2 protein-coding genes and 1 pseudogene are annotated in these 1897 nt (G+C 60.8%); all 3 read right to left on the bottom strand.

The window, feature by feature from the left end:
• Window positions 1-384: 384 nt before the first annotated feature.
• The gene (locus ACWGPE_RS18630; protein ID WP_452049251.1) at window positions 385-552 is read right to left on the bottom strand and encodes a hypothetical protein; all 168 of its coding nucleotides are present in this window, start codon (window positions 550-552) and stop codon (window positions 385-387) included.
• 276 nt (window positions 553-828) lie between these two features.
• Entirely contained in the window at window positions 829-1236 is a 408-nt protein-coding gene (locus ACWGPE_RS18625; protein ID WP_452049250.1) for a hypothetical protein, read from the bottom strand.
• Window positions 1233-1897 (bottom strand): annotated as a pseudogene (locus tag ACWGPE_RS18620) (hypothetical protein); the annotation flags it as partial. The pseudogene ACWGPE_RS18620 and the gene ACWGPE_RS18625, both read right to left, overlap by 4 nt.

Genomic DNA, 1897 nt, shown 5'->3' with positions numbered 1-1897 from the left:
CAACATGGGGTGACCGTCTCGAGCAGACGTTCTGGCCTCCGCCTGCGGTTGACCGAATCGACAGTGCGGCTCAGAAGCGCCCCAAATGCTCAGGCACTATACGACTAACAGGAGCCGAATGCGCCCGCGCTGCAATCTATCTCGGTTCGGACCGATTCGGGTTGAACTGTGTTCTTCACGCGACGCCCAAGGAACGCAGACACCTCAGTGCATATCGGCAGAAGGTAGCTGCCGAGTTGTCACGCTGCCATGATGAGTTGCTGGTCCGGCAGCGCTATGCCGGTGAGAGCGTCATCGAGCACTGGTTACAACACCGCGCGAGTACGCAACGTGGATCGACAACGATGGGTGCCATTCTCGATGAGGGCGTGAGCACGCAGCGCGTTACAGGTAGACGGCTTTAAAGGCAAGAGGTGTGTTCTGGTGCTTCTCGGCGCATGCGCGCAACACGTCACCCTGGTGGATCCACAGCGAGCTGACCGCTTCTGGCCTGCGCGGCAATGCGCCACGCAGATACATCTCCTCAGGGGTTTCGAACTGCTGCTGCTGCACCTTCTTGGACTTGCCTACAAATGCCATGGGTCAGTCCCGTCTGTCCGTTCGGTCGAATGCCGCTACCCGTGCACCCAGGTCGTTCCCGCGATGCACGAGGACGGGGTCATTGAACAGGAGGTCCTGGGCCCATTTCCAACGCACGTTCCCGGTCGTCGGTTTGACGCGAAAGTCGCCACAAGTGGCTTCGATCGAAACGTTGGCACTGATGTTCGTCAGAGGGCCTGCGAGTGGGGCTGGCGTTGTGAATCGGACGTGCCTTAGGTGGGTTTGCGGCTACTGAACGGATCGCAGCGGTGTTGCACGTGTGGCCTTCAGTTCTGTGTTCTCGATGGTGAGGACGTGGATGGCCCTGGCGAAGGTGTGTGCCGTGGTCTTCCAGTTCTGTGCGTCTTCGCGCGCGTCGCTGAGCTTCTTTTTGAGATCTTCATGCTGTGCAGTGGCCTTTTCAGCTCGGGCGACTATGGGGTTGTTGCAGGTGTCGCGTAGTTGGTAGAAGAGTTCTTTGAGGTCAGTGTGCTTGTGGGTCAACAGGTGTCGCTTGACTCGCGCCTCCGTTACCACTGCCGTGATGGTGAGGTCGCCCGGTGTCGCGAGTGTTGGGTGCCCGGATAGCACTCGCACCATGGCAGCGAGGATTTCGGTGACGGTGTCGACATCGGCGGGCTGCTCGTTGCGGTTCATGCGGATGTTTCTGTTGCGGCCGGTGATGACGTCGTGATGGCGGTAGTGCGGTGTTCGTCGATGATTGCGGTAAAGGTGTCGGCACGGGATTGAAGCCTGAGCGCCAACGGTTTTGGTGTCAGTGGGCTGTTCGCTTCGCAGCGGAGTCGCTGCACAGCGTGCTCAAGGTTGGTGATGTGCCTGTCGGTACGGGCGACGTTTGAGCAGTTGCGCTGGCAGTCGTCGAGCCGGGGTTCGGCGATTTGGCCGTGGGTGGTGCGGCGGCACAGTGCGCGGTTAGGGTCGAACATACAGGTGAGGAAGCTCTCAGGGTTGTCATGGACCGTCAGGCTGGTATCTGCCTTGAGTCTGCGGATCTCCTTATCACTGAGGTAGGTGCCGTTGAAGCCTTTGGTGCGGTCAACGACACTGAGGAGCCGTTGCGCGGCGGGTCCTGATACCCCTCCGCCGGCCTCCAGATCGCGTCGCGTCTCCTCGATGGTGTCGATCAATGCAGAGGCCTCCTCGCGCGCCATCAGGGCGGCGAAACCGGCGTCGTTGAGCCCCGAGTACCCCTCACCCTGCGAGATGGTCAAGTGGCCATACTGGATAGCCAGGGCGATCTTGCCGCGGGGTAGGCGGCGGATGTGCCAGGCCAGTGTGCGCCGGAATCGCGCCAGCG

It is taken from the genome of Agromyces sp. NPDC055658 (assembly GCF_053618155.1).
Note: the sequence above shows the minus strand (reverse complement) of the source record. Positions and strands in the feature narration are given on the sequence as shown.